Source organism: Deinococcus multiflagellatus (assembly GCF_020166415.1).
In the GTDB taxonomy this organism is placed as follows: Bacteria; Deinococcota; Deinococci; order Deinococcales; family Deinococcaceae; genus Deinococcus; species Deinococcus multiflagellatus.
Window position 1 is genome coordinate 102223 of the sequence record NZ_JAIQXV010000008.1, and the last position, 24883, is coordinate 127105.

Sequence of the window (24883 nt, forward strand, 5' to 3'; positions counted from 1 at the left end):
TTAAAGAAGGCGGGCCGCGTCGCCCAGGCGAAGGATGCCGGGCTGCACCACCTGGGCCAGCACGCCAAAACACGCGTCCGGGTGCAGGGTGGCGATGGTTTTCAGCAGGCCGGGGTCGGCAGGGACGCCGGGCTGGGCCATGTTGACCATGACGCAGCGGGGCATGGGGGCTGCAATCTGGATGGTCAGGGTGTCCCCAATAGCTAGTTGTCGGCCCAGCCAGCGTTCTTCCAGATGTTCGGGGACCGGGCCGGTGTCCAGCAGCAGGTTGTGCCGGAAGTGCCCGCTGGCCACCGGGGCGCCGTGGGCCTGCGCCAGCCAGGCCAGGGCCGAGGTCGTCAGGAGGTGAAGGGCGCCCTCGTCAAAATGGGAAATCTCGCGCTCTGGCGTCACGGTGACCCTGTGCCCAGTGCGCTCCCGCAGGGCGGCGGTCGCTTGCGGTGAGGTCGCTGCGCAGGTCTCGCCGCCCGGCAGGGTCAACATGGGCTCTGCGGCGCCTTCAGGCAGGGCCGCGCGGAAGTCCAGCAGCCCCTCCATGCGGCGAAAGCGCCGGGTGCTCTTGCCCGAGCCGAACTTGCCGTTCTCGTCTTCCACGGCCCACCAGCGGTCGCCTTCAAAGCCGCGCTCGTTGACGGCAACCTGCGTCAGGGCCTCACCGCCCACCGATTTGATGGGGTAGCGGTACAGCTGGGCGACGTGACCAACGTGGCTCATGAAGTGCCGCTCCGCTTCACCAGCGACCGCAGCCACCAGAACTGCGCGGCCACAGTCACCACGAGCGCCAGAAAGACGCTGAGAAACAGCTGAAACAGCCCAGCATCGACGGATTCAAACGCAGGTCCACTGTAGGGATTCCAGCCAGGGGCCACGGCGTACAGCAGACTCAGCGCCAGGGCCAGCACCAGCGTGAGGGCCAGGGCGACCAGCAGGGCCGCCCCCATCACCAGCAGGGCTCTGGGCCAGGGCAGGGCGGCGGGAAAGCGCAGCGCCGTGACCAGCGGCAGCAGCAGCAGGGCGGCACTCAGGCCCGCGCTGCCCCACAGCGTCAAGGTGTCCCACGGCATGCGCTCCATCCTCAACGGGTGATCAGGGCGCCCTTGAGGCTCTCGAACAGCCCCTGGCCGTCCTCACTGCCCAGCAGGGCCTCAACCGCACGCTCGGGGTGGGGCATCATGCCCAGCACGGTGCCGCGCGCGTTCACAATGCCGGCAATGTCGTTGAGCGAGCCATTGGGGTTGTCCACGTAGCGGAAGACCACCTGCCCCTCGCCTTCCAGCCGCGCAATCGTCTCGGCGTCGGCGTAGTAGTTGCCTTCCCCGTGGGCGATGGGAATCTCGATGACCTGCCCGGCTTCGTAGGCGCGGGTGAAGGCCGTGGCCGCGTTCTCCACACGCAGATGCACGGGGCGGCACATGAAATGCAGTTCGCGGTTGCGGCTCAGGGCGCCGGGCAGCAGCCCGCTTTCAGTGAGCACCTGAAAGCCGTTGCACACGCCCAGCACAAAGCCGCCGCGCTCGGCATGGGCTTTCACTGCGCCCATGATGGGGCTGCGCGCCGCAATCGCCCCGCTGCGCAGGTGGTCGCCGTAGGAAAAGCCGCCGGGCAGAAACACGAGGTCGGTGCCCTGGGGCAACCCGGCCTCGGTGTGCCAGACAAACTGGGCGTTCTCGTCCAGCAGCAGCCGCGCGGCGTGCAGGGCGTCGGCGTCGCAGTTGGAGCCAGGAAACTGAATGACGGCCGTTCTCATAGGACTCCGGTTGAAGCCGCCCAGGCGGCGAAACCCGAGCGAAGCGAGAGGGAGAGAGGGCGCCGGGACGGAGCCGCAGGGGCCTGCAGCGGAGCGCTGCAGGACACGAAGGTGGAGGCCCGGCGTTTCACAGGTGCTCCAGCTGCGCCACGGTGCGCTCGCTCGTCACGTTGCCCGTGTTCAGGGTGCTGGCGGGTTCAAACATCATGATCCAGGTCTCCTCTGTTTCGGCCACCGGCAGGTGCTCCACGCCGCGCGGCACCACCAGCAGCTCGCCTTCGCGCAGCACCGCGTCGCCGTCTCTGAACTTCAGGCGCAGCGTGCCGCGTACCACAAAAAACAGCTCGTCCTCGTGTTCGTGGTGGTGCCACTGAAACTCGCCGCTGATCTTGGCCAGCTTCACCTGCTGGCCGTTCAGTTCGGCCACCACCTTGGGGGACCAGTGCTCGCTGAACAGCCCAAACTTGGCGTTCAGATTCACGACCGGCGGCACGCTCACGCGCCTTCCAGCTCCCAGTGGGCGTCTTCCATCACGGGGTTCGAGAGCACGTTCTCGGTGATGTCCCTCAGCTGTGCTTCCACGTCCTCGCGGCGGCCGTGCAACGTCAGTTCGATGTATTTGCCCACGCGCACGCCCGACACATTGCCGTGCTCCAGGTGCGACAGCGCGCGCTCCACGGTGCGCCCCTGGGGGTCAAGAATGCTGGGCTTGAGGGTCACGAAGACTTTGGCTTTGTAGGTGGACATGGGGGGCTCCTTCGGAGGTGGATGGTTGAAAGTTGATGGTGGATGGAAAAGGCTGTTTTCTATCAACCTTCGACCATCAACCATTGACCGGCGCGGTCACGCGCCGCAGCATCTCGCTGTATGCGTCTTCCACGCCGCCCAGGTCACGGCGGAAGCGGTCCTTGTCGAGCTTCTCGTTCGTTGCGGCGTCCCAGAAGCGGCAGGTGTCGGGGCTGATCTCGTCGGCCAGGACCACCTCGCCGTCAGCCGTGGTGCCAAACTCCAGCTTGAAATCAATCAGGCGCACGTCGCGCGCGGCGAAGTAGGGCACCAGGAACGCCTGCACCTTCAGGGCCAGCTCGCGGATGCGCGTCAGCTGCTCTGGGGTGGCCCAGCCCAGCGCCACGGCGGTATCGGTGTTGATCAGGGGGTCGCCCAGGGCGTCGCTCTTGTAGCAGTACTCCACCACCGGGCGCGAGAGGGGGGTGCCTTCTTCAATCCCCAGCCGCTTGCTGAACGACCCGGCGGCCACGTTGCGCACGATCACTTCCACCGGAATGATCGTCACGGCGCGCACGCGCTGTTCCGTGTCGCTGAGTTTCTCCAGAAAGTGGGTGGGCACCCCGGCCTGCTCCAGCTGCGGAAACAGGTGGGCGGTAATGGCGTTGTTGATGGCCCCCTTGCCGCCAATCTGCGCCTTCTTGACCCCGTTGAAGGCGGTGGCGTCGTCCTTGTACGCCACGATGTACTCGTGCTCGTGGTCGGTGGCGTACACGCGCTTGGCCTTGCCTTCGTACTTCAGTTCGCCTCGGGTGCGCTGGGTCATACCGTCTCCCTGTGGGGGCGTGGCGCGGGGCCACACGTAGGACAGGCGTCCCCCGCAACCGTGCCGGGGCGACGCCTGAATGTCGCGGTGCTGAACATATGGGCTCCAGTCGCCGTCTCTCGGACGGACTTACCGCGCGCTCGGCGCGGGGCGTCTCTCTGGACGCGGAGTGGAAGGTGGTGTGCAGGGCCCCCAAGAGGCCTGCCGTGCCCCAGCGTAACACCCCCGCGCCTTCACGCGCCGGGGGTGTTCAGAGGACTGGGACGAAACGCGGCGGGGCCGCCCTGAAATTCCCCCGCACAGATCCGGTAGAGGACCCGGGTTCCGGGCGCAGACAATAGGCGACATGCCTGCTCTGCCGTACTCGCGCGATTTCATGCTGGAGCGGATGTTCGCCGCCGACGCGGCGTTCGACGGCCTGTTTTACACCGGCGTAACAAGTACCGGCATCTTCTGCCTGCCGTCGTGCCGGGCGCGCAAGCCGCTGCCCGCGCATGTGGCCTTTCATGCCACCCCTGCCCAGGCCCGCGCCGCCGGGCTGCGCGCCTGCCGCCGCTGCCACCCCGAGGCCTTTGGCGCCGGGGTCCCCCCGGAAGAAGCCGCGTTCTGGACCGCCCTGTCCGGGGTGCCGGTGGCCGAGGTGCCGGGTGCGCACGACCTGGCCCAGCGGCTGGGGGTGGGCCGGGGCGCGCTGCATCGCCTGTGCCGCGACCACCTGCAGCGCCCGCCCGCCGCGTGGCTGGCCCGCGAGCGGGTGCATCTGGCCGCCAGGCGGCTGCTGGCCGAGCCCGACACCTCGGTGGCCGGGGTGGCGTTCGAGGCGGGCTACGGCAGCCTGTCGGCCTTTGGGGCGCAGTTCCGGCGGGGCATGGGGGTGTCGCCGCAGGCCTTCCGGCAGGGGCTGGCCCAGGGCAGCTGGACATTGGCCCTGCCCGGCGACTTCCGGGCCCTGGAGGTGCGGCGCGACCTGGGCCGCGACCCACGCAGCCCCACAGCCCAGGTGCAGGGCCAGCGGGTCACGCTGGGCTGGCGCCTGCCCTCGGGGCCGCGCCGCGTCACGCTGACCTTTTCGGGCGAGGGGGGCGGCACCGTCACCGTGAGGGCTGAACCGGGCGGCCCGCTGGCCCCCGCCGACGCGCTGGCCCTGCACGACCTGACGTGGCGGGCGCTGGGGCTGAGCGCAGCGGGGGCGGGCCCCCTGCCTGCCCCCACACCTGCGGCGCCGCTCGCGGTGCCCCCGGGGTTACGGGTGCCGCTGGTGCCGGACCTCTTTGACGGCCTTGTGTGGGCGGTGGTGGGCCAGCAGGTCACCTTTGCCCACGCCTGCACCCTGCGGCGGCGGCTGGTGGAGCGCTGCGGCACCCCGCTGGGCGAGGGCCTGTGGGCGCCCCCCACGCCAGAGGCCGTGGCCGCGCTGCTCCCGGCCGACCTGCGCGCCCTGGGCCTGACCGGGGCCCGCGCCGACCTGCTGCGGCGACTGGCGGGGCAGGTGGCCCGGCAGGAACTGAACCTGTCGGCCCTGGCCCGGGGCCCAGTGGGGGCGGCGCGGCGCACGCTGCGGGCGGTGCCCGGCATTGGCCCCTGGACCGCCGAATACGTGCTGCTGCGCGTGCTGGGCTTTCCCGATGTGGTTCCGGCCGGAGACGCGGCGCTGGCGGCGGCCCTGCAGTGGGCCCACCAACTGCCCCGCCGCCCCGACCCCCCGCAGGTGCAGGCCCTCCTGGCCCCGTACGCCCCGCAGCGCAGCGCGGCGGTCTTCTCTCTCTGGCACCACGTTCATCCCAAAGGAGCCGCCCATGACCCTTGAATCCCTCCAGCCCTCGCCTCCGTCCCTGACCGAGACTGCCGCCCGCGCCGGGCACTTGCGCGCCCTGCACGCCAGTGGCCTCGTGCTGCCCAACGCCTGGGACGCCCTGACAGCGGAACTCAGGACGGTTGAGGGGACGTCCCCTCAACCGTCCTGAGGCGAACGAAGTGAGTGTCCGAAAACCACAGCGGCAGAAGTGGAATTGAGGGGCCGCTTTCTGGTCCCTCAATGGAACTGGCAGCCGCTGTGAGCGCCCGGCTGCTGCAGGAAGCGGGGTTTCCCGCCATCGGCACCACCAGCGCGGGGGTGGCCTTTGCCCTGGGCCAGCCCGACGGCCAGGTGCTGCCCCGCGCCGGCGGCCTGCAGGCCCTGGCCCGTATCGTGGCGGCGGTGCAGGTGCCCGTCACCGCCGACCTCGAAGCGGGGTATGGCCACCCCCCTGAAGCCGTGGCCCAGATGGTCCAGGCCGCCGTAGGGCTGGGGGCGGCGGGCGTGAATTTGGAGGACGCCACCGGGGAGGCCCACGCGCCCCTATACCCGCTGCCCGCCCAGGTGGCGCGGCTGACCGCTGCCCGCGCGGCGGCGGACGCCCTGGGCGTGCCCCTCTATCTGAATGCCCGCACCGACACCTATTTCACCGCGTTTGGGCAGGACCCAGCCGAGCGGCTGGCCGAAACCATCCGGCGTGGCCGGGCCTACCTGCAGGCCGGCGCCGACAGCGTGTTCGTGCCCGGCGTGACCGACCCGGCCACCGTGCAGGCGCTACGCGAGGGCATCGGCGGGCCCGTGGCGGTGATGCTGCAGGGTGGTGGGCCGGGCGCCCCAGAGTTACTGGCGGCCGGGGCCTGCCGGGTCAGCGTGGGGCCGGGGTTGCTGCTGGCCGCGCTGGGGTATGTGGCACAGCTGGCCCAGACCCTGCGCACCGGGGGCACCTTGACGCCCCCAGCCGCGCTGCCCTTTGCCCAGGTGCAGGGGTGGTTCAGCCCACAGCGCACCCCCTGAAGCCCTGCGCCAGCTGGCCGATGTGGCCCGCACGGCCCTCACCTCACACTGGGGCATGGTCTTCTCTGCGCCCGACGGCACGCCTCTGTACGTGAACAGATTGGGCGACGGCCCGCCCCTGCTGCTGCTCTCGGGTGGCCCTGGCTGCGTGAACTATCTGCAACCTGTGGCCCACCTGTTGCCCGGCTGGACCTGCCTGCTGCCCGACCCGCGCGGGGTGGGCCAGAGCGGCGGTGGCCCGCACGATCTGAGCACGGCCCTGGCCGACATAGAAGCCCTGCGCCAGACCCTCGGCGCCGCGCAGTGGACCGTGCTGGGCCACTCCTGGGGCGCGGATCTGGGGCTGGCCTACGCCCTGGCGCACCCAGAGCGCGTGACCCGGCTGCTGAGCGTGGCTGGCACCGGCATTCAGAATGACCGCGACTGGAAAGCCGCCTACGAGGCCGGGCAAGGGCAGGAGCCGGCCTTGGAGGTCGAGTGGAACCCAGATGTTCACCGCGCCCTGATCACCAGCTGGCGCCAGTTCATCAAGACCCCCGACCTGCTGCGCCGCCTGGCCGCCCTGCCGGTGCCGGTTACCTTCCTGCACATGGGCGCCGACATCCGCCCCGGCTGGCCTGCGCGGCAACTCGCGGCGCTGCTGCCCCGGGGCGAGTGGGCCGAGGTGCCCGGCGTCCCCCACACCGCCTGGCTGACCCACGCCGGGGCGCTGGGGACAGCGTTGCAAACCGCGCTGGGAGCGCCCGCATGAGGGTCCTGAACATTGAGGTGCCGCCTCAGCTGGCCGCCCGCTGGCGCGCGTGGCTGGCCCCGGAGCAGCAGCCCCTATTCCTGACCGCCGCCGAGGCGCACACCTTCGGCCTGAGCACCGTGCCCAGAGCCGACGACGCCCTGGCCCCGGAAACCCGCGACACCTTCACCGTATGGGCGGTGGCCCCGCAGGCCGACCAGGTCGTGTGGGTGGACCGGGCGCACTGGGAGGCCCTGCCGCCGGGCCTGCGCCGCGCGTTGCTGCGGGCCCAGGTGCGTCACGGCCGGGGCAATGTGCCGCTGGGCCGCGCCTACGCTGATCTGTGGCCGGGGCTGCCCAGGGGCCGCCTGCTGTGGGCCCCCGAGCACCTCAGCCCCGCCGTGCTGACCCGCTGGGCCGAGCGGGACGGGCTGCCCTGCCAGCGGGCGCAGGTGCCCAGCACTGTCTGGGCGGGGGTGGCGGCCCTCTTGCCCGGGGCGCGGGCGCTGGCCGGCACGTTTCCTGAGGGCAGCGCCGGCAACTGCTTTGGCGCGGTGATGGGCGCGGCTGGGGTCCCGGGCGCCGCGCAGACCTGGATGGGCCGCGAGCCCTTCGAGGCATTCCTGCGCGCGCGGGCGCGGCCCGGTGGGCGCGACGACCAGCCCGGCACGGTGCTGGTGTGGCGTAGCGCAGACGGCCTCGTGCAGCACGCCGCGGTGACCCTGGGCGGCGGCTGGGCCCTGCACAAGCCCGCGCAGACGTGGTGGACGCCCCGGGTGGTGCTGCCGGTGGCGACCCTGAAGGGCTACTCGCGCAGCCGGGGCCAGCGGCTGGAGCGGTGGCGGTTGGTGGGCCCTCATATGCGCTGACCGGCTGAGCAGCGAAGGGGTAAGCTCGGGCTATGACCGGGCCGGCGCTGCAGATCAGGCAGAAGAAAATCGCACAACAACAGCAGTCCTTGCCCTCTGCGTACGCAATAGAAGATCAGGCCGTAGCCCACGCGCAGCGGGCTCTTCAGCGGCACACCGCCCGGCCAGTGGCGCTGCAGCGGCAAGCGGCGGGGCCGGTGCTGCGGGCGTCAGGGCTGGAACAGCAGGAGGTGACCCGGCTCACCGTTCAGCGCCAAGCGGTGATCAAGCAATTGGCCGCCTTGCCCCAGATAGAGGGTCAGCCGCTTCAACGGGCTGCCCAGCCCGTGCCCGCCAAGCCCCAGAGTCCGGCCGACTGGGTGACGGTGATGCGCCACCAGGCCGAGCAGGTCGAAGGCCAAGCGTTAGACACACGGCAATACGCCCAGTTCACGGCCCTGCAGCGCCAGGTGGCCAATACCTTGGTGCAAGGCTTTCGTTCAGATCGCGGCCCCGCCCAAGCCCGGTACGACACCTATGGCGAACATTTGGCCACGTTGCAACGCCATGAAATCAGTGCGCCGGTTAGCCGGGTTGTCCTGGGCCTGGTGCCCGCTGGGGAACGGCTGGCCCTTCAGCGAGCCGTGGATACCGCTGTTCAACGCTATGAAGCCGAGGCAGAGCTAGTCGCAACATTCGTCCAACGGCAGAGCTTGCAGCGGCAGTTGGCCGAACTGGACGCCGAAGCGACGCAACCCGTTTTACAACGGATTCAAGCAAGACGAGGTGCCGGCAATCCTCTCCCCGAACCGATTCAACGGCACCTGGAACAGGGGCTCAACCACGACCTGTCCCGCGTTCGTATTCATGATGATGCGGAAGCGGACACGCTGGCCAAGGGGGTCAATGCCCTGGCCTTCACCACCGGCAGTGACATCTTTTTCCAGAGTGGGAAGTTCAATCCGAACAGCCAGAGTGGGCTGGAACTGCTGGCGCATGAGGTCACCCATACCGTGCAGCAGTCTCAAGGGCGCGTCGGACCGGGCGTGGACCCCGATGCTGGCCTTGAAGCCGAAGCCCGGTCCATGGGCGCCAAGCTGGCCCAGCAAGCCACTGGTCTTCCTCACAGTCAGGCGCATTCACGGGGGCTTCGGCAGCGCCCAGCGCTCACGCCCACCACCACCGTGCAGCGGCGGGCGGCGGGTACGCCTGCGCCCGCTGTGACCACAGTGCAGCGTGTCGGCATCATCAAGCACAGCGAGGGCGCCAATGTCAGGGCGACACCAGACCCTAAGGGCAAATTGCTGTTACCGCAACCCCTCCCTGTAGGAAAGCGTGTAGGTGTGATCAGTCAGACTGCAGACGGCTGGAGCCGTGTCGCTCTCCCCAGTGGCCGCACCGGTTATGTGCAGAGCAGCCGGGTCACCACCAACATCCCTGACCCCGGAGCCAGCCTGATCAAAGTTCCGGCAGGCATGACGGCCATAGAAATTGCGGAGAAGTATTACAAGGCGGTGGTCAGGCCCGGTCAGGACCTCCGGTTCTACGTCAACGTTCTGGCGTTTCTGGATCAGCAACGGGGCACCGGTGCGTTTAAAAAGCAGGAGTTGGTGGCCGGTCGCCTGCTATGGGTACCCAGTGCACCTTTTGCGCAGAGCCTCGTTGGCCAGGTAGGTTCGGGGTCTATTACGGGTGGCGCCTTGGCACAGGCGAAAGCCGCCATGGGCAATAGTCCGGGTGCGAATGTGCTCAGGTCCGTTCTGGAATCGCCCACGTACATCAAAGAAGTTTTGGGTGAGGCCTGGAATACTGTCAAAGCCCACTGGCCGGTCATGCTGGCGACCACCGTGGCCTTGGTGAGTGCAGAACTGCTGGTCGGGGTGCTGGCCGCCGCGCCGGAGCCAACGACGATTACCAAATTTCTGGCGGTGGGCTTACAGGGGCTGATCACCATCGTGGCAGGGGCTGGTGTGGCCGTCTCTCTGGCTGCAGCCGTCAAGTCCGGCGAGATGTGGTTGCGCACTGCCTGGACAGCACAGGGCAACGCCAGCAGGATCAAAGCTGCGTCCAAGGCATTCCTGGGGATGATTGCGCAGGTTGTAGCGGCAATTGCCAGTGTGGCGGGGGTTAAGGCAAGTGCGGCGAAGACACAAGCGCTCGCTGGCATGTACACCCGTGAAGCCCTCATTGCACAGATTGGCAGCAAAGCGACCTACGAGGCACTGATGAACACCCTTGTGGCGCGAGGTATCAAGCAGAACAATGCCCAACTGCTGGGGGCCCTGATTAAGAAAGTGCCAGACCCCCTAGAGCTCAAAGGGTTTTTGCGGAAGGTGGATAAGCCAGTGGAGTTTCTTGCGACGTTGGAAAAATATCCGCTGAATAGGGTTCGTCAGGTGCTCGCGGAAATAGACAGTCAGAGTATTGCGCCCCAGTATGCAACCCGACTTCTTCAACTTAACTTGGAGAATCCAGTTCCTACGAAACCACTAACAGCTGAGCGCGCCGCATTTCTTAAAGAAAAATTCCCTCAAGACAGTGCAGATAAAATGTTTGGTGGTAGATCTGCAGTGTTGCGTGAGGAACTGACGCCACAACAGCTCGCACGCGATAAATTAGCAGGGCAGCAGTACCAAGCGCTATTAAACGATATTCTTGCAAATAGCCCTTATGTGTACCGCTATACTACTCGCTTTGCTTTGCAGCAACTTAGAGAAAAGGGAAAAGATGTTGAAACGGCTTTCATGACTAATGTTATGGTGAAAAATCCGAATGATGTAAGTCTTGGGACGCAGTTGAAGCCGGAATGGTATAAGTATAGCGACGGGAATCCAGATGTGGTTATTAAGATTCCCAGGGGATTGCTAAGTAGGGCAGAAGTTCCGAGACCCTCAGGGAACACTTCTAGGTTGGCCGGCTGGGAGTTCACGACCTCAGCATATCCTGAAGCGGGGAAAGGAGGTATGCTTCAGTTCATGGGTAGTGTTCCAAACAATATTCTTGAAAAGGGAATCAAAAATGGTGACATTGAGATTATCTACCTTACTGGCGGAACTTCTAGACTTCCACAGCCCAAATGAAGCAGATTACCGCTGCTGGCTTCCGGGCAGAGTAGCTGCAGGTGAACTCGAAGCGAGGGGACAATGAATAGAGAGGGCGAGCTGGATAAAGTGGGAAACTCTGTCGGATTATTTAGAGATGCTTTTAAATCTGCTGTTGGGCGTTTAGTACAAAGAGAGGGGCGACTGATAGATGTGAGTCGCGAAAAACTTCTTACCGCAACCACTCTCGAGAAAAAAAATTTAGCGTGGTATTTTGAAAATGATGGAGTCACTGAACACGACTTAGAACTGTATGACTCTGTAATGATTGATTATTGGGAGAGATTGGAGAGATGTTTACGTGCTAAGGAGATAGAAGCTACAGTAGGATCATGTCTGCAGACGCTTTTTCGATAATTTACTCGGACTAGAATGAAGCTTCGGCACCTTGAGCCGACTGATCATCTTCCCCTCCCACTTTTGACCCCTAGTGCATGACCACAGGCATGCTTAGGTTTACTGTTTCGCAATGATGAGAGTGTTCCAGGTTGTCACAGTGCGAGAATTTCCGTTATCAGTCGGACACGCTTTTACCCTGCTCAATCCTGTGGCCGTGCACTAGAGAATCATTGACAGCACGAATTGGTTCTGCCACTCAATACAAACAGCTGATGGGCTTGACAGGTGGTCGTACCGATACCCTGAACAGGATGTTGAACTATGGGTTTAGTCCAGAGGAAATGCTTTCACTGCTGCAGCTCAGGGGGGCTACTCCGGAAAAGGTGGAAATTATTCTGAACGCGTGTGCTCGCAATAAAGTAGACATTTCTGATTTTAGAAATGTCTGGGCATTCAATAAGCCCGGACCCAATGAGTTCCCTGACCCAGGAAATTTTCCTTGGCCGCCCAAACAGGGAGCCATAGGGGCAGTTCTTGAAATAGAAATTGCTCCCAATACAATTATTGACCGCTACGGTGGGGAGCATGGCCGCTTCGTTGGCTATGCAGGTACTGTATCGACAAATGGCGCTCGAAACTTTCAGCCTGCGACATTCAGTCAACGGGCCTTGCCCGGGGCGCCTGACGAAACTCAATACCATGTTTATCAGGTACTCAAACCATTCCCTGTTAAAGCGGGTGAAATTGCTCCGTGGTTTGGTGAGCCTGGCGGCGGACGTCAAGCACTCTCAACAGGAAAGTCTATCGCTGAGCTTATTGCGGACGGCTACCTTCGAGAAATCACAAAGGAGGTGGTCAAAAAATGACATACCCGACCTTCGATAGACTCATTGAGTTGGGTTTTGATGGAAGCGGCTACAGATTTAAAGATAACAGTGTTATTGGGGGATACACCTTCATTGTCAGGGTAGGCGAAAAATGGAAAGAGATTCATATTGAGAGAGGGATTGAATTTATAAATAAAGAGTTTTGCCTTAAGGAAGGCGAGCAGTATATATCTGATTTATTAAGGAGCAAGAAGGTAACACCTTTTAATGGACCGGAAGAAATGTTTGATTTGGGATAGATATCGTGCAATCCAAATCTGAACTAGAAAGACGTCTGAGCGAGCCGCCATACACAAATCTGCCCTCGTGGCAGTGGCAACTGGAACAACTGAACGGCGACTTCTCGCAATACGACCTCCGCATGCTCCTGAGCCTCAAGAACAACCTGGACAATCTGTTGAACGGCGCGCCGTATCCGCCGCCGGTAAAGGACCTGGATCCTCTTTGAAGTCGGGAAAGGGCGAAGAGGCGCACCCTGTCCCTAAGCCCCCTGGCGGATGCCGGGCGGCCGGTGCCCAGCCCATGATGGGCGCCATGAGCCCCTTTACCCTGCGCGACCTGCGCAAGCCCGACGACTTCGCTGGTGTCGCCCGCGTGCTCAGTGCCAGCGATCCGGACTGGCCGGTCACCGCCGAGCTGCTGGCGGTGTGGGACGCCGCGCGCGACCCCGAGCTGTACCACACCGTGGTGGTGGCCGAGCAGGACGGGCAACTGGTCGGCCTGGGTCAGGCCGGCCACGACGACTTCGCCTATGAGGACTGGCGCTACTTCGGGGCGGCGACCGTGCACCCGGATGCCCGGGGCCAGGGCATTGGCCGGGCCCTGTACGACGAACTGATGGCCCGGCTGCGTGCCCGGGGCGCCCAGGACATCCGCACCATGCTCAGCGACCAGCCGCGCGACGAGGCGGGGCGTGCTTTCCTGACCCGCCGGGGCTTTACCCGCACCTGGGACCGCTATGAGTCGCGCCTGCACACGGGTGAGCTGGACCTGGGTGTTTTCGACGAGCTGCTGGCGGGTGTGGCGGCCCACGGCATCGAACTGCGCTCGATTGCTGACCTCGCCGGCGATGAACACCGCGACCGGCGGCTCTATGAACTGGACTGGCGCCTCTTTCAGGACGTGCCAATGGGGCAGGCCCTGACCAAGCGGCCCTTTGAGGCGTGGCGCAAACAGGAACTGGACGACCCCACCTTCAGCCACGAGCTGTCCTTTGTGGCCCTGCGTCCGGGCCTGGACGATCCCGAAACCGGCCCCTACGTGGGCTACTCCACCCTGATGAAAGCGCCGGGCGGCTTTTACGTGATCGGCATGACGGGCGTGCGGCGCGAGGACCGGGGCCTGGGCGTGGCCAAGGCGCTGAAAGTGGCGGCCATGCGCGCCCTGCACGCGGCGGGCGGCGGCGAGATCCGCACCTTCAACGACCCGCCCAACAAGGCCATGCTGGGCATGAACCGCGCGCTGGGCTTTCGCCCTGGGCCCACCCGCAGCCGTTACGAACTGCACCTGGACCCCGTCACGGGTGAGCGCCGCCCCATCGCCGCCGGGAGCGGGGTATGACCCGCGCGGCCCTGAACGTCACCATCCGCGAGGCCACGGACCACGACCTGCCCGCTCTGGCCGAGCTGCTCAGTGTGGTTAACCCCCGCCACCCCTGGACCGCTGAGCGCCTCGCCCATGACCTGCGCACCCTGCGCGCCGATCCCCTGGGCCTGCATGTGGCGCAGTGGGTGGCCCAGGAAGGTGGCGGCGCGCTGCTGGGCGCCGCTTCGGCGCTGCAGTTTGGCGGCATGTACCACCCGGGGCGCTACCACGCCGAACTGGGCGTGCACCCGGGGGCGCGGGGGCAGGGCATTGGCACCGCACTGGCCGAGGTGCTGGGCACCCACCTGCAGGCCCGGGGCGCCCAGGAGGTGCTGGCCGGCAGCTACGAGGACGAGCCGCAGGGCGTGGCCTTCTTGCAGGCGCGCGGCTTTACCGAGGTCATGCGCTTTTTCGACAACGTGTTGGAGATGGCCGATTTCGACGCCGCCACCTGGGCCCAGGCCGAGGTCCTGCCCCGGGGGCTGCGCCTGCGGTCCCTGGCCGAGTTGCAGGCCGAGCAGGGCCGGGACGCCGCCCTGCACGCCTATTACGACGGCTGGGTGGCCGCCCGCGAGGACGTGCCGCGCACCGGAGAAGCCACGCCCGTGCCCTTTGAGCGCTTCTGCCAGCAGCGCCTGGACCGCCCGGAGTTCTTCCCCGAAGGCGTGCTGCTGGCCGTGACCGAGGGGGGCGAGGTGGCGGCCCTGTCGGAACTGTACGGCGACGAGCACCACCCGGGCCGCCTGAACACCGGCCTGACCGGCACCCGGCGCGAGTGGCGGCGGCAGGGGCTGGCCCTGGCGGTCAAGCTGGCCGCGCTGCGGGTCGCCCGCGAACGCGGCGCGCAGGAGGTCTGGACGGGCAACGCCACCACGAACGCGCCCATGCTGGCCCTGAACGAGCGCCTGGGCTTTCGCCCGCGCGTGGCCTGGATCGAGATGAAATGGGGTGGGGTATGACCGGCCCGCAGGTGCCCGGGGTGGCCCGGGTTGACGTTGGCCCGGTAGAGGCCCACGAGTGGGACGCGGCGGCCCGCGCCTACACCGCCGCGCTGCCCCACGACCCGGTCAGCGGCGCGGAACTGCGCAGGCGCGACGAGGAGCAGCGGGGCTGGGGGTACCACGCGGGCGTGCTGGTGGCCCGGCAGGGTGACGAGGTGCTGGGCACCGCCGCGTACTTTCAGAACCCGGGCGCGTACCACCCGGGGCGCTTCATCCTGGAACTGGGCGTGGCCCCGGTGTGGCAGGGGCAGGGGGTGGGCCGGGCGCTCTGCGTGGCCCTGGAGGCGCGGCTCCGTGGGCTCGGCGCCGAATCAGCGCGGCTCCTGGCGCGGGATGAGCACCCGGTGGCCCCGGGGTTCCTGACCCGCCGGGGTTTTGTGGGCGACAAACGGTACTTCTTCAGCGTGCTGGACGTGGCGACGTTCGACGGGGCCCCGTATGCGGGGCTGGCCGAGCGGCTGGCTGCCCAGGGCGTGCGCCTGCATTCCCTGACGGCCCTGCGCGCGGCCAACGAGCCGGACCTCGAGGCGCGCCTGCACGCCCTGATGAGCGACGTGCGCCAGGACGTGCCCCGTGCAGAGCCGGCCACGCCCCTGTCGCTGGCCGTGTTTCAGGAAGCGGTGCTGGGCGACCCCAGCCTGCTGCCGGACGGCTATCTGGTGGCCGAGCACGGCGGCGCCTTCATTGGGCAGACCACCCTGTTTCGCAGCGAGGCCAGCCCCGACCTGCTGACGGGCCTCACCGGGGTCACGCGGGCGTGGCGCGGCCGTGGGGTGGCGACCCTGCTCAAACTGGAGGCCATTCGCGTGGCCCAGGCCCTGGGCGCGCCTCTGATCCGCACCGACAACGCCAGCGACAACGCGCCCATGCTGGCGATCAACGACCGCCTGGGCTTTGTGCGCGAAGGCGGCGCGACGACTTCCTACCTGTACCGGTTCTGAGGGCGGTGACCACATGACCTGAAGGTGAACCCTCCAGGTCATGTGGGGCGAGCAGCGCGAGTGACCGCGACAAACAGCGGTTGGCGTTGAGGGGGGTCCTTTTCTCCCCTCTACGGAACGGGAGACCGCCGTGAGGGCGTCGCTGAGGGCAGGGGCGCGAAGGGCTCTCTTTCCGTCTTCATCGCCCCATCCTCCTGTCATCATGGGCCCGCGAGGCGCCGATGACTGGGACCCCCAACATGACCCACCCCCCAGACCAGCCGCCTTCTGGCCTGCTGCTGAGTGTGGACTGGGACGCCTTTTCGGGCACCCGGGAACTGGTGTTCGACGCGCCGATCTGGGGCACCCGTGACCGCGAGGAGGACCGGTTGGCCGCCTGGACCGCGCGGGCGCAGCGGCGTGGGGGAGAGGGGGACCCCGCCGCCCCCTGGGCCGCCCTGGATGCCGATTTTCCGCTGTACCCCGGCTGGGCGGCGCTGCGGGCCTACGCGGGGGTGCCCACCTGGCTCACCCTCAGCCACGCGGACGCCTGGGCGTGGCTGGAGCGGTTTCCCGGCCACGCCGTGCTGAATCTGGATTCGCACCACGACCTCGCCAGCTTTTCCGGCGATCCAGCGCGGGTGCGTCCGGGCAACTGGGCGGGGCTGGGGCTGCGCTCTGGGCTTATCCGGCAGGTGAACACGCTGTATCCCCACTGGCACGCGGGGCTGCCCGTGGCCGAGGGATTTGATCTGGCCCGCACCTGGACCGAGGTCTCGCCGCTGCTGCCCGCCGACCTGCATGGCCGCGTCACCCTGACCCGGCAGGCGGCCCCCGGCGCGGGCCTGCCCGACCCAGCGGAGGTGCGGGCGCTGCTGCTGGTGCAGTCCCCGGCCTGGACCAGCCCGGCCCACGACCCGGCGCTGCGCGAACTGGCCGGGGCGCTGCGGGCCCAGGTGCTGGTTCCCCCCCTCTGGCGGTCATGACGGCGCTGAGGGCGGGGGGTACAATGCCCTGACCCCGCCCACCGTCCCCCCCTTCTGCCGCCCCGGTCCCCAGGAGCGCCCCCATCGTGATAACCCCTTCCCAAGAGCAAACCCTGCCCACCGCCTATCAGGTGGGGGCGTTCGCCCTGATCGTGCACCGGGGCGCCTACCTGATCACCAGCCCGCGCGAGCCGCTGCTGCCCGGCGGCAGCCACGACCTGCCCGGCTTCATCCTGAATGCCGCCACGGGCGCCAATCCCGTGGAATTGCAGCTGCGCCGCACCATCCGCGAGCAGGTGAGCTTGGCGGTGAGTGACCTGAAACTGGTGGGCTCACACGCGGCGCGCGGCATGCACGGCGCGGAAGGCGGCATGCGCCTGAACCTGATTTTTGGCACCGAATACTGCGCGGGCATTCTGCAGCCCGACCTGAGAACGGTCATGGGCGCCACCTGGGTGCCCAGCGAGGACCTGCTGCGCCCCGGCGGCGCCCCGGGTTGGCTGCAGGGCGCGGTGCGCGACTTCGAGGCCATTGCGCCCCTCCCGGCCCCCGAGGCCCCGGCCCCCACCCCCAAACTGCGCTTCGGCCGCCGCCGGTAAGCTCAACGCGGACTGGAGCGGAGGCGCAGCAGACTGGGAGAGCGAGCCGGAACGGAGGCTCTTCTGGGGGTGATGTGTGTATCCGAGTGCTGTTCCAGGTGGTGTGCGGAGCTAACGGAACGCCGTACCAGCACTGGTGCGGCCCGTTTCAACAGTTGAGTTAGGACGATTTGATGGACACGGCGCTTTCCTCTTCCGCCTGTGGGGGTCTCGCAGAGCGGCGCCGCAGAGGAAGGTGAACGGGGCCGTCGTCCTAGACGATATTTTCCTCACGGCCGCCGCACCGGCTTTAAACACCGTCCGCACCATTGACAAGGCCGCTTTTGGCCCATATCTGCTACCCTGCGGGGTGGCCCGCGACCTGTTTTGTCGCTGCGGCTGGAGGCACCTATGAACCACTCTCCCGCTCGGGGCCTGCTTGCCCCGCTGCCCCTGCTCTTGATTGCTCTGTACGCGCTGAGCATTCTGCTCGCCAACCTCACGCTGAATACCTTCATTCCGCTGCCGGTGTTTGGGCTGCTGAGTGTGGGCACCATTTTCTTCGCCGCCGTGTTCACCCTGCGCGACCGCATTCACCGCGCCGGGGGCCTGAACGCGGTGTACATCGCCATTGGGGCAGCTCTGCTGGTCAATACGGTGTTTGCCCTGGTGACGGGCACGGAATGGCGTTTTATCGGCGCCAGCTTCCTGGCGATTCTGGTGGGCGAACTGGCCGATACCGCCGTCTACCAGCGCTTTATCCGCCGCAGCTGGTGGACCCGGGTGCTGGCCAGTAATGCCGTCAGCGTGCCGCTGGACTCCATTCTGTTTACCCTGCTGGCGTTCTGGGGCATCAAAACGAACAACGAGATTCTCCAGATCATCTTCGCCGACATCGTGGCCAAGTACCTGATCGCCGCGCTGTTCGCTTTCCGGTTGCGGCACGCGGCCCGCTCTGCCGCCGCATGAGCGAGCCGGCGCCCGCGGCCCGGCTGCGGGTCATCGCCAACGCCCGTCCGGACCTGAGCACCCTGGTTGAGCATGTGTTGCACCTGCCTCCCCTCTGCCCGGCCACCGGCAACCCCGGCCCCGGCAGCACCCTGGCCCTGCGCTACGAGGCCGGCCCGGGGCTGCTGGAACTGTTCAGCCTGGACAGTTACGTGGACGCCTTTATCGGGCACCCGGTGGTGCGCGACATGGAATTCTTCGTGCAGACCGTGGCCCAGGACGCCGCCAACGCGCTGGGCCAGCCGGTGACCGCCCACGCCGACGTGACCTTCAAGGGCCTGCGCCAGGGCCAGCGGGTCACCGTGACTGCCACGCCGCAGGGGGAAGCCAGCCGCTGAAGCCCGGCCCCTGTGGCCTGTCGCGCGCCGGACGCCTTGCAGAGGGTGTCCGGCGCTTGGTTTAGCGGTCCTCAACCTCCAGGGTGTCCGGGTCGGGGCCGCTGTCCTCCTCTTCATCGAGTTCCAGCGTCAGGGCCGACCAGCGCGCCGGTAGGGTCAGCGTGAGTACGCCGTCCTCGTAGGTGTAGTTCACGGCGCCGTCCACGCGGCGCACATGGCCCAGGCCCGCCACCCGCAGGCTCACGCGCGGCTCGGGAAAATTCTCGCCCTCCACCTCGCGGCGGATCAGCACCTGGGCCCCGTGGCGCTCGCCCAGCAGCCGGGTCAGGCGCCCGCGCACCGGGCCGTCGCCGCCGTCCTCGTACAGCTGGCCCACGAAGCCGTGGGGGCCGGCGTGCACCAGCCACGTCAGGTCCGCCCAGCGCGCGGTGGTGGTGTGGGGGGCCCCCTGGGTCAGGGCCAGGGCCTCGCCAGCGCGCAGGTACAGGGGCAGCGTGTCCAGCGGCGCCTGGGCGGTCACATACTGTTCGCCCTCGTGAATAGCGCCAAAGCGGCCCAGATTGAACACCTCGGCCCAGCGGCCAGCGGGCAGATACACCTGCCGCCGCCTCACCCCGCCGCGCAGCACTGGGGCCACCAGCAGGCCCTCGCCCAGCAGGTACTGGCCCTCCTCGCGCAGGGCGTCCTCATCGCCGGGGAAGTGCAGGGCCAGCGGGCGCAGCAGGGGCAGCCCGGTGCGGGTGGCCGCGTGCGCCAGGGTGTACAGGTGCGGCAGCAGCCGGTAGCGCCGTTCCAGCGCCGCGCCCACCAGGGCCGTGTAGGGCTCGCCAAAGCGCCACGGTTCCTGGTCGGCGGTGCCCAGGGCCGCGTGGTTGCGCACAAAGGTATAGCCCAGCGCCGCCTGATACCAGCGCACCAGCAGTTCCCCGGTGCTGTCGCCGCCAAAGCCGCCCACATCCGCCCCCACAAACGGCACGCCGCTCAGGCCCAGGCCGCCCAGCATGGGCAGGCTGAGGGCGAGGTGGCCCCAACTGGCCGCGTTGTCGCCGGTCCACACCGCCGCCGAGCGCTGAATGCCCGCGTACCCGGCGCGGGTGAGAATCCAGGGCCGGATGCCGGGACTGAAGCGCGCGTAGCCGGCGCGGCTGGCCTCGTTCATGCCGTTGGCATAGGCGTTGTGCACCTCCAGGTGGGTGCGCGTGCCGTGCCGGGCGTCGTAGGGCAGTGTCTTGCCCTCGGTGGGCTGCGGCTGGCGCAGGGAAAAGCACGCGGGCTCGTTCATGTCGTTCCACTGGCCCTGAATGCCCGCTTCGGCAAAGAGGCGGTGGTGCCCCGCCCACCACGCCACCACCTCGGGCCGGGTGAAGTCCGGGAAGACCGCCGGGTCCGGCCAGACCTCGCCCACCAGCACCTCGCCCCGGGCGGTGCGCACCAGATGGTCGCCGCGCACGGCCTCCTCGTAGACCTCGTAGCCCGCTTCCACCTTCACGCCGGGGTCCACGATGGGCACCAGTTTCACGCCCTGGCCCGCCGCCTCTTTCACCAGCGCCCGCAGGTCCGGGAAGTTCGCGCGGTTCACTGTCCAGACCTTGTAGGCGTCCATGTAATCAATGTCCACGTACACGCTGTCCAGCGGCAGGCCGCGCTCGCGGTAGCCGGCAATCACGGCGCGCAGGTCGCCTTCGGTGCGGTAGCCCCAGCGGCTTTGCGCGGCGCCCAGGGCCCACAGGGGCGGCATGGGGGCCGTGCCGGTCAGGTCCGCGTAGCGGCGCAGCACGTCGGCGGGGCGGGGCCCGGCGATCACATACAGGTCCAGCTCCGGCCCCGCCGAGGCAAAGCGCAGTTCTTCGGGGTGGGTGCGCGCCACATCCGCTTCCAGGCGCCAGGACTCGTCCAGGAACAGGCCGTGGGCGCGGCCTCCCTGCAGCACCGTGGTGAAGGGAATGGACACGTACAGCGGGTCGGTTTCGAGGTGGTGGGGAAAACAGTCGGTGTTCCAGAAGGTGAGGTGCTGCCCCCGCTTGTCCAGCGGCCCCACCTTCTCGCCAAAGCCCAGGTAGGCCGCGCCTTCCGGGGCTCCCAGGTGCAGGCGGGTGCGGCGCAGGGCAAAGCGTTCGGCGTCCAGCGCGGGGCGGGGGGCGGGGGCCTCGCCGCTCCAGGCGTGCGCCTGGGCCAGCACCCGCGCCCCCGGCCCGCTGCCGCTGAGCACCTGCCACGCGCCCGTCCGGCGGTCCAGCTTCAGCGCCAGCCCCCCGCCGATGATCAGCAGGTCGTCGCCGTCCTCGGCGGCGCTGAGGCTTACGCCTTCGGGCAGCCCCGGGCGCAGCGCAAAGCTGGGTTTGGACGCCGGGCGGGGAAACGAGAGCGACCCGGCGCGCGCTTCGGGAATGAGGCGCACGCGCAGCACCCCGGGCAAGGGGGCTGAAACCAGCAGCAGGTCCGTCTCGCCCCACACGCGCACCTGCGTGCCCTGCCGGCCCGGGGCCGGGGCACCCCCCACCTCCACCGCAAATGAACTGAGGCGCATGGCTCAGCGTACTCCCTGCTAAATCGCTCGCTGTTGATCTTTAGATCAACCGAGCGGGCTGGAACAGCTGCGTCGCAGAGCGAGAACCGAAAAAAGTGCCTCGCCCCGAGAATGGAAACGTTTCTGCGTTTTTCTGAAACGTTGGAATGGGAGGGGCGAGGCACTTAGCCCACCCCCAGGAATTCCACCTGCACGCCGCTTTCATCGGCCGCGCGCCGGGCGCCCTGCAGCAGGGCCTGGGCCCCGGGGCGCAGGGCGCGTTCGGGGCGCTGCCACAAGGCCTGGGCCACCTTGCTGGCGCGGCGCACCACCAGCACCTCGCCGGGCAGCGCCAGCCCCACCGCCGCCAGCAGCGCCTGGGCACTGGGCGGCACCTCCGAGGCGAAATCCAGCGGCACATGGGCGGTCACGCGCTCGCCGGGGCGGCGCAGGCTCACGCGGGCCTCGCCCCCGGCGGCGCGCTGCTCGATCAGCACGTCAGAGCGGGTTTCTGTCAGGCCAGGGGTGCCCAGACCGCGCCGGGCGTCGTTCGCCAGCAGGTGGGCGGCCTGCATGTGGCGCCGGGTGCGCGGGGCGTAGCGCAGGCGCAGGTCCACGCCGCGCGCCTCGGCCTCGTCGCGGACCTCGCGGGCGGCGTCGGCCAGGAACTCTGGCCCCCGGCCTCGCCCCACCGAGGCAATCACGGCCTCGTTGTCGGTGTGCACGGTCAGGGGCTGCCCAGGCGGCGCGGCGCGCACGGCTTCGAGCACCGCGCGCACCTCGGCGGCGTTGTTGTCCGGCGCGCGCAGCTGGCCCTGCACCCGGGCGGGCAGCGCGCCCGGCACGATGAGAATCAGGCCCCAGCCGCCCACGCCGCTCAGCCCCTCTTCCGTGGGGACCTCGTTCCAGCTTGCATCCACAAACGCCTGATTCACCTGAGCTTTCCACCCCTCGCCGCCCCGCCGGGCTGCGCCTATTCTTTCTGCTTGGCGGCCCCGCGCGCCCTATGGCTTTCTTGATGCCGGGGGGCGCTGGCCTGCAGCCCCCATCAGAGCGCACCCTGGGCCCCGGGCGCATCGGCCAGCCGGTCTAGGCCAGCGGCCCGGGGTCCGGATGGGGAATACTGCCCCCATGAACGTTCTAGAGCTGTATCAGCAGGCCGGCGCCTACCACGAGGGTCACTTTTTGCTGGCCAGCGGGCGCCACAGCCCCAAGTTCCTGCAGAGCACCACCGTGCTGCAGTACCCCCAGTACACCGAGCAGATTGGGCAGGCATTGGCGCAGGCGGTCAAGGACGCCGGGATTCAGGCCCAGTTCATCATCGGCCCGGCGATGGGCGGGGTGGTGCTGGCCTATGAAACAGCCCGCCACTTCGGTACCCGCGCCCTCTTCGCCGAGAAAGACGGGCAGGGCGGCATGAAGATCCGGGAGGCCTTTACGGTGGCGCCCGGGGAGACCTTTGTGGCCGTGGAGGACGTGCTGACCACGGGCGGCAGCGTCCTGAAGGCCGTGCGGGCGGCCGAGGCGGCGGGGGGGCGGTGTGTGGGGATTGCCTGCATTGTGGACCGGCGGAAGGACGGGGGCGAGCTGGGGGGGTATCCGCTGGTGGCGCTGACGCGGCTGGTGTTTGACACGTATGCGCCGGATGAGGTGCCGGATTGGTTGGCGGCAATTCCGCTGCAGGAGATTTGAGGGGGTGAGGGTGGGGCTTGCTGGCTTGCCCCACCCCCCCAGCCCCCCATCCCCAGAGGGGACGGGGGGAGCGGCGTTAGCACTGGGCAAGAGTTTTTACTGAAGTTGGCGGAGTTGCTCGTTTCGGTAACGTGTCCGGCTTCGACGCCATCCTCCGCCTTCGCGCAATGGCCCGCGCGCTGCGCGCACGATGGCCTCGTCTGGACCTGGGCGGTAGAGGGGCAGGAAGGCGTGGTGCGGCCTGGAAGGTTCTACTTTCAACTTCAAAACACAAAGGCAGGAGGCGCGGGGCATGTTGGCCCGCGCCTCCTTCTGTTTCCACTTCCCACTTCCTACTCCCCACTCCCGCCTTCCCCTACACCCCACAACCCACGTCCTACACCCCTCTATTCCCCTTCCTCCGCCCACAGCGCGCGCATTTCCTCGCTGCGTTCGAGCAGTTCGGGGAGGGTGCCTTCGTCGGTCAGGCGGCCAGCTTGCAGCAGCAGAATGCGGTCGGCGCGCAGCAGGGCGGCGCGGCGGTGGCTGACCACGAGGCAGGTGGCGTCGGTGGTGCTCAGGCCCTGCCACAGCTGGGCTTCGGTGCGGGCGTCCAGGGCGCTGGAGACGTCATCGAAAACCAGCAGGTCGGCGGGGCGGGCCAGCATGCGGGCCACGGCCGCGCGCTGGATCTGGCCGCCGGACAGCTTCACGCCGCGTGCGCCCACCGGGGTGTCCAGGCCGCTTTGCAGGGCGTCCAGGTCGGGCTCCAGCACCGCCAGCTGCACGGCGCGGTCCAGGTGGGTGCGGTCCGCGCCGCTGGTGATGTTCTCGGCCAGGGTGTCGGAAAAGAGGTTGGGCAACTGGGCCGTATACGCGCTGCGGGGCGGCACGAAGAACGAGGCGGGGTCCTCCACGGCCTCGCCGTTCCAGAACACCTGCCCGCCCTGCGCCGGAATCAGGCCCAGCACCGCGCGCAGCAGGGTGGTCTTGCCACTGCCAATCCGGCCCGTGACCACCACGAATTCCCCCCGGCGCAGGTGGAAACTGGCCTCCTGAAGGCCCAGCCCGCCCGGGTGGGTGGCGGTGAGGTGCTGCACGCGCAGTTCCTGCAGCGGCGCAGCGGTGGGAATGGCGGGGGCCGGGGGCGGGTCACTCTGCAGGTACACTTGGTGGTGGGCCACGATGGTGGTGTCGGGGGCGTCTTGCAGCAGGCGGGTCATGCGGTCGTAGCTGACCCCGGTGCGGCGGTGGCGGGCAATGGCGTCGCCAAAAAAGCCCATGGAGCCAGTCAGGCGCGGCAGCAGGCCGATAAACAGCACGAAGTCCTGAACATCCATCGCGCCGCCGCGCACCTTGTTGGCGCCCAGCAGCAGCACCAGCCCCACGGCGAGGTTCACCATGTTGGTGTTCACGCCCCGGATCAGTTCAGTCAGCAGCACGTCGCGCAGGGCGGCGTGGCGCCGGGTTTCGCCCAGGGCGCGCAGGTGCGCCACCATGCGGTCTTCCTGGGCGGCCAGCTTCACGGCGCTCACGGCCCCGAAGGTTTCGCCAATAAAGTCGGTCACGCGGGCGGTGGCCTCGCGCATGCGGCGGCGGTAGCTGCGGATGGTAGGCGACAGGCGCTGCACAAACAGCACCATCAGCAGCAGCGGCGCGCACACCAGCAGGGTAATCAGCGGGTCCACCCGCGCCATCAGGGTGACCGCCACGGCCGAGTACAGCAGGAAGCCCGCGCCGTCCACCCAAACTTCGGTGTAGCCGGCCACATCGTCCACATCGTCGCGGAAGCGGCTGACCGCCTCGGCGGGGGTGTCCGGCAGGCGGCGGCTGCGCCGGGCAGTCAGCAGGTAGCCCAGCAGGTTGCGCCGCACCAGGGCGTCCAGGGTGTACCACAGTTCAATCCAGGCACGGAACGCCCCGTAAAAGATGCCAAAGCGGCTGAGGCGCACGAAGGCGAACCAGCCCAGCGCGGTCCACGCCGCCGCAATGGCCGGGTCCAGGGGCTGCCCTGCGCCCTTCAGGTCATCGGCCCGTTCTAGCGCGCCGAACACGCCGCTCACGGCCAGCGTCAGCAGCGCGGGCGAGGCGTGGACCATGCCCCACATCAGCAGGTTGAAGGCAAAGAGGCCGGGTCTGTACTTGAACAGCTCTTTGGAGAGCGCGAAGGTGCGTTCGTTGGGCTGGGGGAGGGGGGTGGTGGTCATGCGGGGGCTCCGGGGAGTGGGGAGTGGGCAGTGGTGAGTGGAGAACGGCAGGCGAGAGCAACAGCAGGAGC

27 protein-coding genes are annotated in these 24883 nt (G+C 67.8%); 18 read left to right on the forward strand and 9 right to left on the reverse strand.

What is annotated here, in order from left to right; translation table 11 throughout:
* The 6 genes from K7W41_RS11600 to purC form a co-directional block, all read right to left on the reverse strand.
* Positions 1–714 carry an MOSC domain-containing protein gene (locus tag K7W41_RS11600; RefSeq protein ID WP_224608420.1) on the reverse strand — a complete coding sequence of 238 codons (714 nt, stop codon included), beginning with the start codon at positions 712–714 and terminating at the stop codon, positions 1–3.
* Complete coding sequence (locus tag K7W41_RS11605; protein WP_224608423.1) at positions 711–1064, reverse strand: hypothetical protein; 354 nt, start codon at positions 1062–1064, stop codon at positions 711–713. The genes K7W41_RS11600 and K7W41_RS11605 overlap by 4 nt, the downstream gene beginning before the upstream one ends.
* Before the next feature lie 11 nt (positions 1065–1075).
* On the reverse strand, positions 1076–1747 hold the full coding sequence (gene purQ, locus K7W41_RS11610; RefSeq protein ID WP_224608426.1) for a phosphoribosylformylglycinamidine synthase subunit PurQ: 672 nt from the start codon (positions 1745–1747) through the stop codon (positions 1076–1078).
* Between the two features lie 127 nt (positions 1748–1874).
* The gene (locus tag K7W41_RS11615; RefSeq protein WP_224608429.1) at positions 1875–2246 is read right to left on the reverse strand and encodes a cupin domain-containing protein; all 372 of its coding nucleotides are present in this window, start codon (positions 2244–2246) and stop codon (positions 1875–1877) included.
* Positions 2243–2494, reverse strand: a complete 252-nt coding sequence (purS, locus tag K7W41_RS11620; protein ID WP_224608432.1) for a phosphoribosylformylglycinamidine synthase subunit PurS — start codon at positions 2492–2494, stop codon at positions 2243–2245. Before purS ends, K7W41_RS11615 begins: the two co-directional genes overlap by 4 nt.
* Positions 2495–2570: 76 nt before the next feature.
* Positions 2571–3299 (reverse strand): phosphoribosylaminoimidazolesuccinocarboxamide synthase, encoded by a 729-nt coding sequence (purC, locus tag K7W41_RS11625; protein ID WP_224608435.1) that lies wholly within the window; start codon positions 3297–3299, stop codon positions 2571–2573.
* Positions 3300–3645: 346 nt separating this feature from the next.
* Here purC and K7W41_RS11630 point away from each other — a divergent pair, with 346 nt between their 5' ends.
* The 17 genes from K7W41_RS11630 (at position 3646) to K7W41_RS11710 (ending at position 18428) form a co-directional block, all read left to right on the forward strand.
* Positions 3646–5106 carry a DNA-3-methyladenine glycosylase 2 gene (locus K7W41_RS11630; RefSeq protein ID WP_224608438.1) on the forward strand — a complete coding sequence of 487 codons (1461 nt, stop codon included), beginning with the start codon at positions 3646–3648 and terminating at the stop codon, positions 5104–5106.
* Positions 5096–5263 carry an isocitrate lyase/phosphoenolpyruvate mutase family protein gene (locus K7W41_RS11635; protein ID WP_224608441.1) on the forward strand — a complete coding sequence of 56 codons (168 nt, stop codon included), beginning with the start codon at positions 5096–5098 and terminating at the stop codon, positions 5261–5263. Before K7W41_RS11630 ends, K7W41_RS11635 begins: the two co-directional genes overlap by 11 nt.
* Before the next feature lie 71 nt (positions 5264–5334).
* Positions 5335–6108 (forward strand): isocitrate lyase/PEP mutase family protein, encoded by a 774-nt coding sequence (locus K7W41_RS11640; RefSeq protein ID WP_224608444.1) that lies wholly within the window; start codon positions 5335–5337, stop codon positions 6106–6108.
* 55 nt (positions 6109–6163) lie between these two features.
* Entirely contained in the window at positions 6164–6859 is a 696-nt protein-coding gene (locus tag K7W41_RS11645) for an alpha/beta fold hydrolase (RefSeq protein ID WP_224608448.1), read from the forward strand.
* Positions 6856–7707: a hypothetical protein gene (locus tag K7W41_RS11650; protein ID WP_224608451.1), complete on the forward strand. Its 852-nt coding sequence runs from the start codon at positions 6856–6858 to the stop codon at positions 7705–7707. The genes K7W41_RS11645 and K7W41_RS11650 overlap by 4 nt, the downstream gene beginning before the upstream one ends.
* Positions 7708–7739: 32 nt before the next feature.
* The gene (locus K7W41_RS11655) at positions 7740–10766 is read left to right on the forward strand and encodes an eCIS core domain-containing protein (protein WP_224608454.1); all 3027 of its coding nucleotides are present in this window, start codon (positions 7740–7742) and stop codon (positions 10764–10766) included.
* Positions 10767–10829: 63 nt separating this feature from the next.
* On the forward strand, positions 10830–11144 hold the full coding sequence (locus K7W41_RS11660) for a hypothetical protein (RefSeq protein WP_224608457.1): 315 nt from the start codon (positions 10830–10832) through the stop codon (positions 11142–11144).
* 293 nt (positions 11145–11437) lie between these two features.
* A complete protein-coding gene (locus K7W41_RS11665; protein WP_224608460.1) occupies positions 11438–11992 on the forward strand; it encodes a TNT domain-containing protein in 555 nt (184 codons plus the stop codon).
* Positions 11989–12252 (forward strand): hypothetical protein, encoded by a 264-nt coding sequence (locus K7W41_RS11670; RefSeq protein ID WP_224608463.1) that lies wholly within the window; start codon positions 11989–11991, stop codon positions 12250–12252. The genes K7W41_RS11665 and K7W41_RS11670 overlap by 4 nt, the downstream gene beginning before the upstream one ends.
* Positions 12253–12257: 5 nt before the next feature.
* Positions 12258–12461, forward strand: coding sequence for a hypothetical protein (locus K7W41_RS11675; RefSeq protein ID WP_224608466.1), 204 nt, complete (start codon positions 12258–12260; stop codon positions 12459–12461).
* A gap of 86 nt (positions 12462–12547) precedes the next feature.
* Complete coding sequence (locus tag K7W41_RS11680) at positions 12548–13573, forward strand: GNAT family N-acetyltransferase (protein WP_224608468.1); 1026 nt, start codon at positions 12548–12550, stop codon at positions 13571–13573.
* Positions 13570–14556, forward strand: coding sequence for a GNAT family N-acetyltransferase (locus K7W41_RS11685; RefSeq protein ID WP_224608471.1), 987 nt, complete (start codon positions 13570–13572; stop codon positions 14554–14556). The genes K7W41_RS11680 and K7W41_RS11685 overlap by 4 nt, the downstream gene beginning before the upstream one ends.
* Positions 14553–15539 (forward strand): GNAT family N-acetyltransferase, encoded by a 987-nt coding sequence (locus tag K7W41_RS11690; protein ID WP_224608473.1) that lies wholly within the window; start codon positions 14553–14555, stop codon positions 15537–15539. Before K7W41_RS11685 ends, K7W41_RS11690 begins: the two co-directional genes overlap by 4 nt.
* A 272-nt stretch (positions 15540–15811) precedes the next feature.
* A complete protein-coding gene (locus K7W41_RS11695; RefSeq protein ID WP_224608599.1) occupies positions 15812–16504 on the forward strand; it encodes an arginase in 693 nt (230 codons plus the stop codon).
* Between the two features lie 86 nt (positions 16505–16590).
* Positions 16591–17103 (forward strand): hypothetical protein, encoded by a 513-nt coding sequence (locus K7W41_RS11700; RefSeq protein WP_224608476.1) that lies wholly within the window; start codon positions 16591–16593, stop codon positions 17101–17103.
* 390 nt (positions 17104–17493) lie between these two features.
* Positions 17494–18051: a VUT family protein gene (locus tag K7W41_RS11705; protein ID WP_224608478.1), complete on the forward strand. Its 558-nt coding sequence runs from the start codon at positions 17494–17496 to the stop codon at positions 18049–18051.
* On the forward strand, positions 18048–18428 hold the full coding sequence (locus K7W41_RS11710) for a hypothetical protein (RefSeq protein ID WP_224608482.1): 381 nt from the start codon (positions 18048–18050) through the stop codon (positions 18426–18428). The genes K7W41_RS11705 and K7W41_RS11710 overlap by 4 nt, the downstream gene beginning before the upstream one ends.
* 61 nt (positions 18429–18489) lie before the next feature.
* Here K7W41_RS11710 and K7W41_RS11715 read toward each other — a convergent pair whose 3' ends face one another.
* Positions 18490–20955 (reverse strand): glycoside hydrolase family 31 protein, encoded by a 2466-nt coding sequence (locus tag K7W41_RS11715; protein ID WP_224608484.1) that lies wholly within the window; start codon positions 20953–20955, stop codon positions 18490–18492.
* A 164-nt stretch (positions 20956–21119) separates the two neighbouring features.
* A complete protein-coding gene (locus K7W41_RS11720) occupies positions 21120–21869 on the reverse strand; it encodes a ribonuclease H family protein (protein ID WP_224608487.1) in 750 nt (249 codons plus the stop codon).
* A gap of 196 nt (positions 21870–22065) precedes the next feature.
* Here K7W41_RS11720 and pyrE point away from each other — a divergent pair, with 196 nt between their 5' ends.
* On the forward strand, positions 22066–22626 hold the full coding sequence (pyrE, locus tag K7W41_RS11725) for an orotate phosphoribosyltransferase (RefSeq protein ID WP_224608490.1): 561 nt from the start codon (positions 22066–22068) through the stop codon (positions 22624–22626).
* Between the two features lie 386 nt (positions 22627–23012).
* On the opposite strand, the gene K7W41_RS11730 is transcribed toward pyrE, so the two are convergent.
* Entirely contained in the window at positions 23013–24812 is a 1800-nt protein-coding gene (locus K7W41_RS11730; RefSeq protein WP_224608493.1) for an ATP-binding cassette domain-containing protein, read from the reverse strand.
* Positions 24813–24883: the final 71 nt, after the last annotated feature.